The sequence below is a fragment of the Pedobacter jeongneungensis genome (genome assembly GCF_000633455.1).
Taxonomy (GTDB): Bacteria; Bacteroidota; Bacteroidia; order Sphingobacteriales; family Sphingobacteriaceae; genus Pedobacter; species Pedobacter jeongneungensis_A.
Map to the genome: position 1 here is coordinate 160382 of NZ_AYMG01000023.1, position 14377 is coordinate 174758.

Annotated in this window: 15 protein-coding genes; 9 read left to right on the forward strand and 6 right to left on the reverse strand. The window is 38.8% G+C overall.

Translation table 11 applies throughout. The features are described from left to right. Positions 1–37 precede the first annotated feature (37 nt). Together gpmA and U859_RS0120480 are read left to right on the forward strand one after the other, a co-directional pair. Positions 38–727, forward strand: a complete 690-nt coding sequence (gpmA, locus tag U859_RS0120475; RefSeq protein WP_025145181.1) for a 2,3-diphosphoglycerate-dependent phosphoglycerate mutase — start codon at positions 38–40, stop codon at positions 725–727. A 128-nt stretch (positions 728–855) separates the two neighbouring features. Next, a complete protein-coding gene (locus tag U859_RS0120480; protein ID WP_025145182.1) occupies positions 856–1266 on the forward strand; it encodes a PAS domain-containing protein in 411 nt (136 codons plus the stop codon). Here the strand turns inward: U859_RS0120480 and xth are convergent, their stop codons facing one another. Next, positions 1267–2043, reverse strand: a complete 777-nt coding sequence (gene xth / locus U859_RS0120485; RefSeq protein WP_025145183.1) for an exodeoxyribonuclease III — start codon at positions 2041–2043, stop codon at positions 1267–1269. Between the two features lie 202 nt (positions 2044–2245). Between xth and U859_RS0120490 the strand changes: the two genes are divergently transcribed. Together U859_RS0120490 and U859_RS0120495 are read left to right on the forward strand one after the other, a co-directional pair. After that, the gene (locus U859_RS0120490) at positions 2246–2701 is read left to right on the forward strand and encodes a hypothetical protein (RefSeq protein ID WP_025145184.1); all 456 of its coding nucleotides are present in this window, start codon (positions 2246–2248) and stop codon (positions 2699–2701) included. Then, complete coding sequence (locus U859_RS0120495) at positions 2691–3182, forward strand: hypothetical protein (RefSeq protein WP_025145185.1); 492 nt, start codon at positions 2691–2693, stop codon at positions 3180–3182. Before U859_RS0120490 ends, U859_RS0120495 begins: the two co-directional genes overlap by 11 nt. 149 nt (positions 3183–3331) lie before the next feature. Here the strand turns inward: U859_RS0120495 and U859_RS0120500 are convergent, their stop codons facing one another. The 5 genes from U859_RS0120500 to U859_RS0120520 all read right to left on the reverse strand — a co-directional run bounded on the left by U859_RS0120500 (position 3332) and on the right by U859_RS0120520 (position 7602). Then, positions 3332–3709: a PleD family two-component system response regulator gene (locus U859_RS0120500; protein WP_025145186.1), complete on the reverse strand. Its 378-nt coding sequence runs from the start codon at positions 3707–3709 to the stop codon at positions 3332–3334. A gap of 82 nt (positions 3710–3791) precedes the next feature. Continuing rightward, positions 3792–4310 (reverse strand): RNA polymerase sigma factor, encoded by a 519-nt coding sequence (locus tag U859_RS0120505; protein WP_025145187.1) that lies wholly within the window; start codon positions 4308–4310, stop codon positions 3792–3794. Positions 4311–4433: 123 nt separating this feature from the next. Further along, a complete protein-coding gene (locus U859_RS0120510; RefSeq protein ID WP_025145188.1) occupies positions 4434–5084 on the reverse strand; it encodes a response regulator in 651 nt (216 codons plus the stop codon). A 40-nt stretch (positions 5085–5124) separates the two neighbouring features. Next, positions 5125–6201: a PAS domain-containing sensor histidine kinase gene (locus tag U859_RS0120515; protein ID WP_084153119.1), complete on the reverse strand. Its 1077-nt coding sequence runs from the start codon at positions 6199–6201 to the stop codon at positions 5125–5127. Positions 6202–6558: 357 nt separating this feature from the next. Then, positions 6559–7602, reverse strand: a complete 1044-nt coding sequence (locus U859_RS0120520) for a Gfo/Idh/MocA family protein (RefSeq protein WP_025145190.1) — start codon at positions 7600–7602, stop codon at positions 6559–6561. Positions 7603–7811: 209 nt separating this feature from the next. Here U859_RS0120520 and U859_RS0120525 point away from each other — a divergent pair, with 209 nt between their 5' ends. From U859_RS0120525 to U859_RS0120550, 5 genes are all read left to right on the forward strand, one after another. After that, positions 7812–8228 carry a DUF1801 domain-containing protein gene (locus U859_RS0120525; protein ID WP_025145191.1) on the forward strand — a complete coding sequence of 139 codons (417 nt, stop codon included), beginning with the start codon at positions 7812–7814 and terminating at the stop codon, positions 8226–8228. 498 nt (positions 8229–8726) lie between these two features. Continuing rightward, positions 8727–11144, forward strand: a complete 2418-nt coding sequence (locus tag U859_RS0120530) for an alpha/beta hydrolase family protein (protein ID WP_025145192.1) — start codon at positions 8727–8729, stop codon at positions 11142–11144. A gap of 250 nt (positions 11145–11394) precedes the next feature. Then, complete coding sequence (locus tag U859_RS0120540) at positions 11395–12294, forward strand: DnaJ C-terminal domain-containing protein (protein WP_025145193.1); 900 nt, start codon at positions 11395–11397, stop codon at positions 12292–12294. A 5-nt stretch (positions 12295–12299) separates the two neighbouring features. Further along, on the forward strand, positions 12300–12602 hold the full coding sequence (locus tag U859_RS0120545; RefSeq protein ID WP_025145194.1) for a chaperone modulator CbpM: 303 nt from the start codon (positions 12300–12302) through the stop codon (positions 12600–12602). Positions 12603–12699: 97 nt separating this feature from the next. Then, positions 12700–14274, forward strand: coding sequence for a helicase HerA-like domain-containing protein (locus U859_RS0120550; RefSeq protein ID WP_025145195.1), 1575 nt, complete (start codon positions 12700–12702; stop codon positions 14272–14274). The last annotated feature ends 103 nt before the right edge of the window (positions 14275–14377 follow it).

Here is a 14377-nt window from a genome sequence, read left to right on the forward strand (position 1 = left end):
GAGAACTTTTCGCCTCCTGATTGTTTATTTTATTACCATGAAAAAAATTGTATTGATTCGCCATGGCCAAAGTGTTTGGAACCTCGAAAATCGTTTTACAGGCTGGACTGATGTAGATTTATCAGAAAATGGCTATTTAGAAGCTAAAAAAGCTGGTGAAATTTTAAAAAAGCACGATTACAATTTCGATATTGCTTTTACCTCTTTATTAAAGCGGGCCATTAAAACACTCCATATTATTTTAGAAGACCTGGATCATCTTTGGATACCCGAGCATAAAAGCTGGCATTTAAACGAGCGTTTTTATGGGGCTTTACAAGGCCTGAATAAAGCAGAAACGGCTGAAAAATATGGCACAGACCAGGTTTATAAATGGAGAAGGGATCCTGATGAAGAACCGCCACAGATTAGCAAAAACGACGAGCGATACCCGGGTAATGACCTGCGCTATCAACTTTTAAAACCCGAAGAACTCCCTTTAACCGAAAACCTAAGCGATACCATTGCAAGGGTACTGCCTTATTGGAATGAAAGTATAGTACCAGCAATAAGCAGAAATGAAAAAGTAATTATATCTGCACACGGCAATAGTTTGAGGGCATTGATCAAATACATTGATAATTTATCAAACGAAGAAGTAACCGCACTCGAAATCCCAACGGGCGTTCCTTTGGTTTACGAACTGGATGATGACCTAAAAAAAATAAGGCATTATTATCTGGAATAAACCTTGGGTGCTCCGGAGCCAATAAGCCATTATTTCACTAAAACTTTAAGGATTACGTTTATTGTTATTTATACCCGAAATTATATTTACATTGTTTTTATAATTTAACAACGTCAGATATCCTTATTATGAGATCAAACAAAAGAAGCGTCGATCTCTCAATTATCTGTAATGATCATTGGGATGTAGTATTCGACCATGTTGGTATGGGTTTTTGGGAATTAAGTGTAGCCACAGGCATACTTCGCTCAACCCAATCGTTTAAAAAAAATTTTGGTTACCCGCCAGATGGGGTTTTAAGTTATGAAACCCTTTTGGGCTTAATCCTCTCCGAAGATCTTGACCATGTTCAGGATGAAATTGAGCACACGGTTACCCGCGAAAAAAGCAGTTATGATGTGTTATACCGGATTCGCCGGCCGGATGGAGAAATCCGTTGGATTAAAGCCGATGGAATACTATCCCAACAGGACGGCGAATCGCTAAAATTAATCGGAACAACTTTAGATGTTACCGATTTAAGGAAAACACTTTCATAATTACAAATCATTTAGCTCTATCCATACAGGTCCGTGGTCGCTTGTTTTTTCCCACCCCCTAACCTGCTTATCTACTCCCGCCGATTTTAAGCGATCGCTTACCTGAGGACTGAGCAAGAAATGATCAATCCGTAATCCTGCGTTTCTGCCATAGGCATTGCGGAAATAATCCCAAAAAGTATATATGGTTTCGTCAGGATATAGCTTCCTAATGGCATCCGTCCATCCTTGCGCAAGTAAATTTTTAAATGCTAAGCGCGTTTCCGGACGGAACAAAGCATCTTCAACCCATCTTTCAGGCTTGTAGGCATCCAACTCCGTCGGAATCACATTATAATCGCCAGCTAAAACCACAGGTAAATTTTGTGCCAGCAAATCGGCTGTATGGGCTGCAAAACGCTCAAACCATTGCAACTTATAATCGAACTTAGGCCCAGGTGCAGGATTGCCGTTTGGAAGGTATAAACAGCCAATTACCACCCCGTTTACCAAAGCCTGAATATACCTGCTTTGAAGGTCTTCAGGATCACCTTCTAAACCACGTTTTAATTCTGTTATTTCTAAGTTTCTGGCGAGTATAGCCACTCCGTTCCAACTTTTCTGACCATGCCAGATGGCATTATAGCCTGCATCTTTAATCGCCTGCTCGGGAAATTTTTCTTGCGGGGCCTTTAATTCCTGCAGGCACACCACATCTGGTTGGGTTTCTTCCAACCAACGTAACAAAACAGGCAGGCGTCCATTCACGCCGTTTACATTATAAGTAGCTATTTTCATTTGTAAATATATTTTTAATACTGATGAAGCAATCAAGATGGCTTCATTTTATAAATTTCCACATTAAATGCCGAAAAAGGAAGATGATGTTAAAAATCATCAATTCAACCGATATTGAGCCATATTTTGTGCAAATAATTAAGATAATTCAAAAATTTGGAATTATCTTGCGGTTCATTAAGCGTAACCGTTCAAACATCCCATGTTCAAAGCAGTTTTAAACATCCCTTCTGCCGAACCAAAAGACATCCGTTGGTTTTATGATCAGTATGCCCCCATGCTGCTTGGCTATATCAATGGCATTGTGCAAGATCACCAAAAATCAGAAGATCAACTGGTTTCCATACTTACTTCCTTTGTTAAGGATGTTGTTTTACAGGAAAAAAGCAGGTTAAACATCTGGCTCGAATTGCGTCAGTATGCACAAAGCAAATTAACTTTGTTTACAGCAAAAGATCATCACTTAAAACCTAATCAATTTGTAAACCAGGGCAAGTTAGATTTGTTAGATGATTTACAGAAGCAAATATTTTGTGCGGTATATTATCATGGAAAATCAATTCCATATCTGGCGGCAAAAATGGACAGTGATGAAAACGAAATCCGCAATCAATTAAAATTATCAATCGATAAAATGAGGAGGGCAAGTGGAAATTAATAAAATTATTGAAAGTGGTTTAATGGAAACCTATGTAATGGGGATTGCCACTGAAGAGGAGGTACAGAAAGTTTTATCGCTAAAGAAAGAGTTCCCGGCATTTAAAGATGCTTTAGAACAGCTTGAATACGATATAGAAGTGCTTGCGCAAAGCATGAGCATTGAGCCGCCTGCTGGTACTTTAGCTAAAATTGAGCATGAGATTAACGAAATCCAGCGCCGCAATCAAGCTGTACAAACCGCTGAGCCTGAATCCCGACATGATAAAAATGATCAGGAAAACAAACAGGAAAGATATATAGAGGTAGAATCAGAATCTAACCAAATGCGCGTAAATAAAGCCTGGAAATGGGTATTTATTGCAGTTTTTGTGCTAGGTAAGGTATTCTTGGCCAGTGCGATTTATTTTTATCTGGAGAACAGACAGGCGCAGGAACAGATCAAAGAATTAAAAATAGAACTGAAGCAAAAGATCAGGTAAAATTTTGCTCATTATGGCTAATAAACCTGAATTTTAAAACCAATACTAAACTGAAATGTTTAGTTGTTAAGATTCATTCATGTTTGAGCGCATGTTTGAGTTTAGATATAGGGATAGGCTGTAAGCCTGTCCCTTTTTTTATAATAAACTTATATTTTGCGTCCTAACAAATGGTTAACCTTTTCAACTAGGTGGCCAATATCAAAAGGTTTTTCGATTACATCATCCGGAATGCAGCCCAAGTTATTGAGATCAATATTTAGGGCAGATAGTAAGAGAATAGGTATATGTGCTATGTTAGGGTTTTCTTTTAACCTGTTGCAGAGTTCACGACCATCAGCATCTCCCATCCGGATATCCATTAGGATGATATCTGGCGAAAATGTCAGTATCGATTTTTCTAAATTATCGGCTTTTACAACACCATGAACTAAGTCTTGCTCAAAAATTAAATTAATAATATCATGGATGCTTTCATCATCATCAACGATAAATATTTTCTTAACCGGGTAAGTGGGCTTGCTCATTCGAGAGCAAAGCTAACTTAAGTTGCCTAATCAGCGTACCGTATTTATACTTGATTTTATTCCTAATATGTGTTGGCAGTTGTTATGCTGCCAAACCATCTTTGTAGTTTTTAAGCATCTTTTTCAACAGGCCCCTTGCAACATGTATTTTAGTTTTTACTGTTCCTAAAGGAATATCAAGTTCGGCAGCAATTTCGTGATATTTGTATCCTTCAAAGTAACGGCAGAAACAAAAGCGGCAATCTTCAGGTAATAAGTTTAATGAACGCTGGATATCTTCCATCATAAATTTGGCCGCTCCGCCGTTTGCTGAGGCACTTGGCACCAGTTGAACAGAGGTAAGGTCATCTTCCTGCTGGATCATTTCATTTTTGCGCTTTACCTTGTAATAATGGTTAAGGAAGGTGTTTTTTAAGATTGTAAAAAGCCAGGCCCTAACATTACTGCCCATTTCAAACTTTGCCGAAAATCTAAAAGCTTTCATAAAGGTATCCTGCACTAAATCTGCAGCATCGTCTTCATCACGGGTATAAGCTAAGGCACGGTCAAAAAGTGGTTGTTTGTACTGGTAAATGTCGCAATTGAAATTTAATGTTTCCATGTTCACTAGGGGTTGATTACATATTCAACAAAACAGCATCATCCAATGTTGGTTGTAGAAATACCCGATTTTTTACGGTTTATTTAAAACAGTAAGAAACACCCCCTAAAACAGGCAAAAATACTAGGAAACATAGCCATTCCGCATGGCAAAACGCACCAGCGAAGCGGAGTTTTTTGTACCGGTTTTATTGATTAAAGCCTCCCGCTGACTCTCGACAGTACGCCTGCTCAGGTATAATTTATCAGCAATTTCCTGATTGGTTAAACCATCTGCGATGAGTTTTAACACATTAATTTCGCGCTCCGAAAAGTTGATTTCTGTGCCTGTTTTTTGCGATAACATATTCAACTCAGTGTTAAAACGCTCTAATATCGCAATGCATAAATTGGAAGAAAGATAGCGTTTTCCCTTCATTACATGCTGCAGGCAAAACAACAGTTCATCTTCTTCAATGTCTTTTGAGAGGTAAGCAAAAGCCCCTGAAATAAAGGCGTTTGAAGCGTATTTTTCGTCATCTAAAATAGAGAGCACCACCACTTTTGTATCGTATCCACCTGCCTTAATTTTGCTGATCAAACCAATCCCGTCGAGGTTAGGCATTACAATATCTGATAAGATAATATCAGCTTTTATTCCTTTTTCGAGAAGTTCTAAAACACCTAAACCATCCGATACTTCTGCTACAACTTTAATCCCTTCGTGTTTTTCTATCAGTACTTTTAGAGAGGTCCGGATGATATTGTGATCGTCCGCAAGAATAATGTTAATCATAATCCAAATATAACTTACGGTATTTTAAAATTAAAAACGGCTACTTTGGCAGCTCGATATAGAAGGTAGTTCCGACACCGGTTTTACTCTTAAACCAGATTTTTCCTTGATGTAAATCAACAATTGCTTTGATAATGCCCATTCCAAAACCACCAGATTCTTCGCCCTTTAAGCCGGGTCTTAAGGTTTCAGGCAAATGATCAAAAAGGCCGGGCTGTAACTCATCCGGGATTCCGATTCCATTGTCGGTTACTGTAATCAGCACCGTGTTTTCCAATTCTTCGGCATGTAGGCCAATGTAACCATTATCATCGGTAAACTTCAGTGCATTGGAAATTAAGTTATTAATTACCTGAAGAAATTTCATGCTATCTAAATACAGGTAGATCTGTTCTGCCGAACTGGTAAATTTAATATTTTTGACTTTCCCCAGTTTAGACCGTTTGTAAAAACGAACTACATCTCTAAGCTCCCATACCAGGTCTGCCCTTTCTTTACCAATCTCTACTACTGATGATTTTAAAAATTCACGGTTAATCATACTTCTCACCAGCAATAAATTACGTTCGCACATATCTTTTATAAAAGAGAGCGAATTCATCATATGCTCATCACCTGTTTGTGCAATACCATCTTCCATTGATGAAGCTGTTAATTTCATCATGCCCAAAGGTTCTTTTAAATCATGTGCCAATACTTCCAGGGTGATGTTTTTACGAGCATTGATCTGCTCGATATGGATTTTGTTATGTCGTGCAACGGTAGTATCTTCTACTGTACCAATTAAACGCTTACCAGCTTTATCCTCAACAGCAAAAACAATGATACGTACATATTTTTCTCTACCGGCAAACAACAAACGGAACTCGTATTTCTTTTCCGTCCCGTCTTCCAGGCATTCTTCGTAACAAGATATTACATGTGCTAAATCTTCGGGGTGTACCTGATTTAAAAGTATTTGTGAATGATCAAGAATTTGATCTGTTTCTAATTCCCAAATTTCGCCAAACGATTTATTCAGGTACAAAAATTTTTGCTGTTGAGGTTCAAAAATAAAATATCCATCAGCAGACAAATCGCCTAGTGTGCAAAAGAGCTCGTTATTTAATTCGACCATGATTTTATATTTGATAATTTTCGATATGAAGGGCTACCTAAACCCGATGGAACAACCAAATCACAAACATCAAATACCGAAAAAAGTTTTTTCTTTAAAAATTTAGGTAGAAATGCGCCGGGATTTACCCTTTTTAACCTCATTTGCTAAATTTCATGGAGATATTAACATTTTCCACACGATGTGTAAAATTATTTTGCAGAACAAAACCAAGTATTGCCTAAATTGTTATGCATAAAGGAAAGACAAAAAAGTCCTGTGAGCGGGAGATCCGCGGAGGGCAGGCACACCATAAAAAAGATGAATATCTTTTACCAATAGCCATCATTAAGGTGGCTATTTTATTTTGGGGCCAGCCTATTTCAAAATCACTTTCTTCCCTGTTTTGGCCGAAATTTTTGCAGCCTCTAAAATTTTCACCACAATTAAATTATTCGCCAAAGATGAGAGATCGTTATCAGGATTGATTTCGCCTTTCAAAACGGCAGATAGATAGTTCAAATGATTTGCATAAGTGGAGGCTAAGGTTTTGGCCGGATAAATTTTATAGCCATTATTACCGCTTTGTTTCGACCTTATATCTTTTTCGTTGATGGCCTGGATATAGCCGGTTGCGCCAAATACTTCCATATCTTTTATGCTAAAGGGCCAGTTCCAAGAGGCTTCAACAATTCCTGTAGCATTTGGGTACTCCAATAAGATTGTTGCATCATCATCAACATTTGGGTACACCTCTTTTTTAATCTGATGGGTGATTGCTGTAACAGAAATGGGTGCTTTGCCATCCATTAACCAGGTCATTAAATTAGCACCGTAACAGCCAAAATCGACCAGCGCACCTGCCCCATTTTTGTTTGGATCTGTTAACCAGTTTAAAAATTCTTTGCTCACACCGATTTCTTTTGGTCCCTGGTGCCCATCATGTACAATTATTTTTCTTAACGCACCTATGCTATTACTTTCTTTTACATTTTTATAAATTTCCTGATTACTCGGGTACCAGGTGGTTTCGTAATTGGTTAGTATATGTACCTTATACTGTTTAGCCAGTGCTGCCATTCGCTCTGCCTGTTTAACCGATATGGCCAAAGGTTTTTCTACCATCACCGATATGCCCAGTGGAGCCGCAGCCTCTACCACTGCCAAATGATCGCTAATGGCATTGTAAGCAAGCACCACATCAGGTTTCTTTTTCTTTAATAAATCGGGCAGATTACTATAAAATATACTGTCAGGTATCTTATAACGTGTTCTAAAACGGTCAACCAGCTCAGGATTACTTTCTACAATGCCAATGATGTTAACTTCGGCCTTTTGATAGCTGTTCATAATCAGATACACATGATCGTGATTTAAGCCGGCGATAACCACATTTAATTTTTGCTGAGCCTTGCTGCTCATAAACGAGAGTAAAAAGCTAACGATCACACTACTAAACCGGCAAAAATATTTAATCTTATTGTTAACTGCCATCATGTTATTTTAAATTGATGCTTACCAAATTAGAAATTTATAAAAGGCTTACCGCTATCACTTAAAAATATTACAAAGTGAAGGATTATAACATATTGAACAATTCTGCTTTAAATCTTATATTCATCATAAAAAATATGGCACAGAATAAAACCACTGAAAATGATTTAAGCGTAACTGATTTTCTAAATACCGTAACGGACGAAACCAAACGGAAAGATTGTTTCAGTCTCTCGGATATTATTACTGAAACCACAGGTTTTAAAGCGAAAATGTGGGGAACGGCCATTGTTGGTTTTGGCAGCTATCATTATAAATATGAAAGTGGCAGAGAAGGTGATGCACCCTTAGTTGGTTTTTCGCCACGGAAAGATGCTATAGCTTTATACTTCTCATCCGAATTTAAAAACCGCGAAGAACTGCTCACAAAATTCGGAAAACATAAAACAGCTAAAGCCTGCGTATATGTAAAAAAAATAAGCGATATCGATGTAGAGGTATTAAAAGAAATGGTTACAAATTCTGTTGCCAGGATTAGTAGTTTGTATCCGTAAGTCCGAAAAGTCAGGAGACCGGAGTCCGAGGTTTATAGTACAAAAATACAAATTCTTTTTACATAAAACTTTGCGATCTTTGTGCTTCATCTTTGCGGTTATATCACTGCGGGCGGTTTGTCAGTCTGAGCGGAGTCGAAGACTAAAAAAGTATAATTACTAGTATTAATGTGGCGCTAATACCCGCATTTATTTTTTTTACAATTATTTAATTGCGATGGATGCACAGATTAGCACGGAATATTTCCGCTTTCCATTTGGCACTGAAGGCTCTACATCTATCAAACGCTGTGGTTATCTTTGTGGCTTTGTGGTTAAATCACTATAGGTGGGCCTACCAATCAGACCGGAGCTGAAGTGCCTTCTCTTTCTTGCATGAAAGACCCTGAAACAAGTTCAGGGTTACGGTCGCGATTACCATGTAAATAAGAAGTTACGCTACAATAAGTTAAATTTTCCAATATTTGATCATTCCTTATTTCGAACAAAAAACCGGAAATGATTAAAAAATTACACCTCTATTTATTAATAGCTGGCACATGTGCATCGTTAAGCGCTGCCGCTCAGGATGCCATAAGCTACCAAACCCCACCAAAAGAAATCGCCGATCTGTTACTCGCAAAACCAACACCCGGTGTGAGTATTGATGGTAAGGCTGAATGGATCTTATTTAGCGAACGTAACTCCTATCCTTCAGTAGAAGAATTAGCAATGCCTGAGTACCGGATTGCAGGCTTAAGGTTAAATCCAAATAACTATTCGCCCAGCAGACAGACCTATATCAATAATTTCAGTCTTAAAAATATTAAATCCAACCAGAGTTTTCAGGTTGCTGGCTTGCCAACACCATTATTTGCAGGTAACATCAGCTGGAACCCTTCAGAAAACAAAATTGCTTTTACCAACACTACACAAAAAGGAGTAGATCTTTACATTATCGATCTGGCTACAAAAAAAGCAACTAAAGCCAATAAAGCTTTCTTAAACGTAGTTTTGGGTAGCGGACTTACGTGGTTAAACGATAATACCATTATTTATCGCACGGTAACCAAACCTGCCAGCGCTGCACCAACAAAACCATTGATGCCTAAAGGGCCAACCATCCAGCAAAATTTAGGGAAAGCCGCACCAAGCGTTACTTATCAGGATTTAATTAAGTCGCCTTTTGATGAACAGTTATTCGAGTTTTTTGCCACCTCACAACTGGTTAAAAATACAGCTGGTGTAGAAACGCCGATCGGCAAACCGGCCATTTATGGTTTAACCAATTTATCGCCTGATAAAAATTATATGATGGTAGAAACCATCCGCAAGCCTTTTTCTTACCTTGTTTCGGCTTATGGCTTTCCATCAACCGTAAGCATTACCGATTTAACAGGTAAAACCATCAAGGTTATTGCCGAGCTGCCATCATCAGAAGGTACGCCATCAGGTTACGACAATACGCAAAATGTAGCCCGTGGTTTCGATTGGAGAGATGATGAACCTGCCACATTGGTTTGGAGCAAACCTTTAGATAGCGGTTTGATCAAAAAAGATGTTCCTTTTCACGATGCGGTTTATGCTTTAAGTGCCCCTTTTGCCGGAGCGGAAAAAGAATTGTTCAAAACAAAGACGCGCTATCGTGGCGTACAATGGGGCGATGCCAACCTGGCAATTATCATGGAAGGCCTGCGCAGCAAACAAACCAGCAAGGTAAGCCGTTACAACCCCTCAACCGGAGCGGTTGAAGAATTATACAGCCGTAACCAAACCGACGCTTATGGCAATCCTGGCTCACCAGTTACTGTTAAAAACAAATACGGCCGCCAGGTGATAAAAACTGTTGATAATGGCACCAAACTGTTAATGAATAATATAGTGGGTTCCTCAGAAAAAGGAGATTTACCTTTTCTGGCCAAATTCGATTTAACCACCAAAAAGAACGAAATTATCTGGCGCAGTGCTGAAGGGACTTTCGAATATGTAAGTGATGTGATCAATCCTGATAAACTGGTTTTACTTACCCGTAAAGAGAGTCAGAAAATGGTTCCGAATTACTTTATCAAAAACCTGATGCTGCGTATTGCCGATCAGCCGATTACCAATTTCACCAATCCATATCCATCACTGGAAGGCATCACCAAAGAGAAAATTTCTTATAAACGTGCCGATGGAGTTGATTTAACAGGCGATTTATATTTACCAAAAGGATACAATAAAGATAAAGACGGACCATTGCCTACCTTAATCTGGGCCTACCCGCGCGAATTTAACTCTGCTGCCGATGCGGCACAGATCCGTGGATCAAAAGATAAATTTACCACCATTAGCTGGGCTTCTCCTATTTTTTGGGTAACACGTGGTTATGCGGTTTTAGATAACGCAGAAATGCCAATTGTAGCTAAAGACGGCAAAAAACCTAATGATACTTTTGTTGATCAATTACAGTTAAATGCCGAAGCAGCCATTAATAAACTATCTGATTTAGGTGTTGGCGATAAAAAACGTATGGCTGTTGGCGGTCACAGTTATGGTGCTTTTATGACGGCGAATTTATTGGCGCATACCAATCTTTTTGCTGCTGGTATTGCGCGTAGCGGTGCTTACAACCGTACATTAACGCCATTTGGTTTCCAAAACGAAGAGCGTACTTATTGGCAGGCCCCTCAATTGTATTACGAAATGAGTCCTTTTAGTTATGCTGATAAAATTAAAACCCCGATATTGTTAATCCACGGCGATTCTGATGATAACCCGGGTACGTTTCCGATTAACAGTGAACGTTTATTTAATGCCATTAAAGGAGCAGGCGGTACCACCCGTTTTGTATTTTTACCTTACGAAGCACATAGCTACCGCGGTAAAGAAAACTTATTACACATGCTCTGGGAGCAAGACCAGTGGTTAGAAAAATATGTGAAAAACAAAAAATAAATTTCTCTCTACCTTTATCGATTAAAGTGCTTCAAATTGAAGCACTTTTTTTTGTTTACAATATTTGTCATCCTGAGCCTGTCGAAGGATTTACCAAAATACTCAGCAAAGCATTTCGGCTATATTAACCTTATTTAACAGTAAGCTGGTAACAGCTAACTGCATCACCTGCTCTATGCCCATTTCACTTTAAAACCTTACATTTATTCCATTAAACTGAACATTACCTTTACTTATTTGTTAAGCCATTATGGACTACATAGACTATTATAAAATCCTCGATTTAAAGAAAGATGCAACAGCAGAGGATATTAAAAAAGCTTATAGAAAACTAGCCAGAAAACACCATCCTGACCTTAACCCCAACAATGAGGAAGCCAATAAAAAATTTCAGCAGATTAATGAGGCTAATGAAGTTTTAAGCGACCCGGAGAAAAGGAAGAAGTACGATAAATATGGTAAAGATTGGCAACATGCCGATCAGTTAGATGCCCAACAGCAGCAACAAAGGCAATACCAATCGCAAGGTGGAAGCTATGGAGGTGGCAACAGCTATTCTGGAGGTTTCGACGGTGATGATTTTTCTGATTTCTTCTCTTCAATGTTTGGCGGAGGTGGTGGAAGAAGCAGCCGAAATTCACCTTTTAAAGGTCAGGATTATAACGCCGATTTGCAGCTAAACCTGCTCGATGCCTATACCACACATAAACAAACCTTAACCGTAAATGGCAAGCAGGTGCGCATTACCATTCCGGCCGGAGTAGAAAACGGACAAAAGATTAAATTGCCTGGTTACGGTGCCGCAGGTGTTAACAATGGCCCTCCAGGCGATCTGTTTATCAAATTTAACATCAGCGATGATCCTAAATTTAAACGGAAAGGAAACGACATTTACATACAGGAAGAAATAGACCTGTACACCGCTGTTTTAGGAGGAGAAAAAATTGTTGAAACACTTAACGGCAAGGTGAAACTTAAAGTACCGGAAGGTACACAGCCTGACGCTACCCTGCGCTTAAAAGGTAAAGGATTTCCTGTTTATAAAAAAGAAAACCAGTTTGGCGATCTATACATTAAATGGCAGGTAAAATTACCAACCAACTTAAACCCTGAGCAAAAAGAACTATTCGAAAAACTTTCCAAATTCTAACCATTATGGAAACCAATTTAATATCAGTAGAAGATATCTGTGCTTATCATCATGTGGAAATTAATTTCATCCAATCACTCGAAGATTTTGGATTGATCCATACGACCATTAAAAAACAATCTGTTTTTTTACCTATTGATGAGTTATCTAAATTGGAGCAGTATCTACGATTGGCGCAAGACCTCGAAATTAATTTAGAGGGCATTCATGCTGTTTCACACTTATTAAGTCAGCTACAGAATATGCAGGAAGAAATGACTGCCCTGCGTAACGAGTTAAATTATTATAAACAACTTAACCAGCATTAATAAACAACCGTTTGTGCAATATCTTGCATTAAAAGTGCGCATTAAAACACTTCCTTTTTAAGATATCTTTCTTAAATTGGCAATCTAATTTTAAAAAATGAGCGATCTTTCTTCAAAATTCATCGAAAAAATAAAATCATCCTATGCCCCAACAGGCTCGTACATTTATTTAGGCGCCGGAATTTTAGACGGACAGGTTTACAGCGATGCTGAAGTTAATTTATCACTAAAAATGATGAACAGACACGGCCTGATTGCCGGAGCTACCGGGACAGGTAAAACGCGTACGCTACAATTGCTGGCAGAACAGCTATCGGATGCCGGAGTTCCCGTTTTTATGTTAGATGTTAAAGGCGATTTATCAGGCTTGAACCAGCCGGGCGCAGTTAACCCAAAAATAGAGGAAAGGGCTCAACAGCTTAATAAACCATTCTCTCCAACGGGTTTTCCAATCGAGATCTATTCACTTTCGGGTAAAATGGGTTCGCAGATGCGTGCAACAGTCCTCGAGTTTGGCCCTACCCTTTTATCGAAAATTTTAGATTTAAACGATACACAGGCAGGCGTTATGGCGGTAATATTTAAATATGCCGACGATAACAAAATGCCAATCATTGATTTAAATGACTTAAAAAAACTGGTTTCCTATTTATCAGAGGGTGCAGGAGCTGCCGAAATTAAAAGCAGTTATGGCAGTATTTCAACGGCCACATCAGGCACCATGTTAAGGAAAATCGTTGCGATAGAACAGCAGGGATTGGGCGGTATGTTTGGCGAAAAATCGTTTGATATTGAAGACCTTTTCGAACGGGTTGATGGCAAAGGAACCATTAATTTATTAAACATTGCTGATGTTCAAAACCAGCCTGTATTATATTCAACTTTTTTACTCAGCCTGCTGGCAGAGTTATTTAATACCATGCCAGAGGTTGGCGACTTAGATAAGCCGAAGCTGGTATTTTTCTTTGATGAAGCACATTTATTGTTCAAAAACTCATCAAAAGCATTTCTAGAACAAATAGAAACCATTATCAGGTTAATCCGCTCAAAGGGTATTGGTGTTTTCTTTTGTACACAGGCACCAGGCGATGTCCCTGAAAGTGTTTTAGGTCAGTTGGGTAATCGCGTACAGCATGCACTAAGGGCATTTACTCCTAACGATGTAGATGCCTTAAAAAAAACGGTGAATACCTATCCAAAATCAGATTTTTACGAGATTGATAAAATATTAACTTCATTAGGTACCGGTCAGGCATTGGTTACTGTACTTAATGAGAAAGGTATCCCAACTGAAGTTTCGGCAACCCTGCTAACCCCGCCAAGAGCTGTTATGGGCCCGCTTACTGCTGCAGATTTCGAGCAACTGGTTCACGCAAGCCCGATGTATACCAAATACAAAGATGCCATTGATCCGGAAAGCGCCTACGAGATTTTAACAAAACGTATTAACGACCAAACTGCTGCTGCAGAACAACAGAAACAAGAGGTAGAAGCCCAAAAGCAGGCTGAACAAGAAAATAAACCTAAACCAGGTGAAAAAAGTTTGGTAGAGCAGGTAATGGGTGCAACCATCACCCGCCAGATCGGTAAAGAAATTGTCCGCGGTATTTTTGGCATGCTTACCGGAAAAAAAACAAGGTCGAAAACTGGCGGCGGACTATTTGGCTTTTAAAAAACTAATTAATTAACATAATAAAACGCGCAAATTATTAATTTCGCAATATGAACCGGGCATGATTAAATTTTGTTTTAATCATATCGGGTTCACCCACAAA

Coding starts and splice junctions, on each gene's coding strand:
- U859_RS0120540 (WP_025145193.1), top strand. CDS start 11,395: ATGGACTACATAGACTATTATAAAATCCTCGATTTAAAGAAAGATGCA.
- xth (WP_025145183.1), bottom strand. CDS start 2,043: ATGAAAATAGCTACTTATAATGTAAACGGCGTGAATGGACGCCTGCCT.
- U859_RS0120515 (WP_084153119.1), bottom strand. CDS start 6,201: ATGGTCGAATTAAATAACGAGCTCTTTTGCACACTAGGCGATTTGTCT.
- U859_RS0120490 (WP_025145184.1), top strand. CDS start 2,246: ATGTTCAAAGCAGTTTTAAACATCCCTTCTGCCGAACCAAAAGACATC.
- U859_RS0120510 (WP_025145188.1), bottom strand. CDS start 5,084: ATGATTAACATTATTCTTGCGGACGATCACAATATCATCCGGACCTCT.
- gpmA (WP_025145181.1), top strand. CDS start 38: ATGAAAAAAATTGTATTGATTCGCCATGGCCAAAGTGTTTGGAACCTC.
- U859_RS0120480 (WP_025145182.1), top strand. CDS start 856: ATGAGATCAAACAAAAGAAGCGTCGATCTCTCAATTATCTGTAATGAT.
- U859_RS0120530 (WP_025145192.1), top strand. CDS start 8,727: ATGATTAAAAAATTACACCTCTATTTATTAATAGCTGGCACATGTGCA.
- U859_RS0120500 (WP_025145186.1), bottom strand. CDS start 3,709: ATGAGCAAGCCCACTTACCCGGTTAAGAAAATATTTATCGTTGATGAT.
- U859_RS0120505 (WP_025145187.1), bottom strand. CDS start 4,310: ATGGAAACATTAAATTTCAATTGCGACATTTACCAGTACAAACAACCA.
- U859_RS0120550 (WP_025145195.1), top strand. CDS start 12,700: ATGAGCGATCTTTCTTCAAAATTCATCGAAAAAATAAAATCATCCTAT.
- U859_RS0120525 (WP_025145191.1), top strand. CDS start 7,812: ATGGCACAGAATAAAACCACTGAAAATGATTTAAGCGTAACTGATTTT.
- U859_RS0120520 (WP_025145190.1), bottom strand. CDS start 7,602: ATGAGCAGCAAGGCTCAGCAAAAATTAAATGTGGTTATCGCCGGCTTA.
- U859_RS0120545 (WP_025145194.1), top strand. CDS start 12,300: ATGGAAACCAATTTAATATCAGTAGAAGATATCTGTGCTTATCATCAT.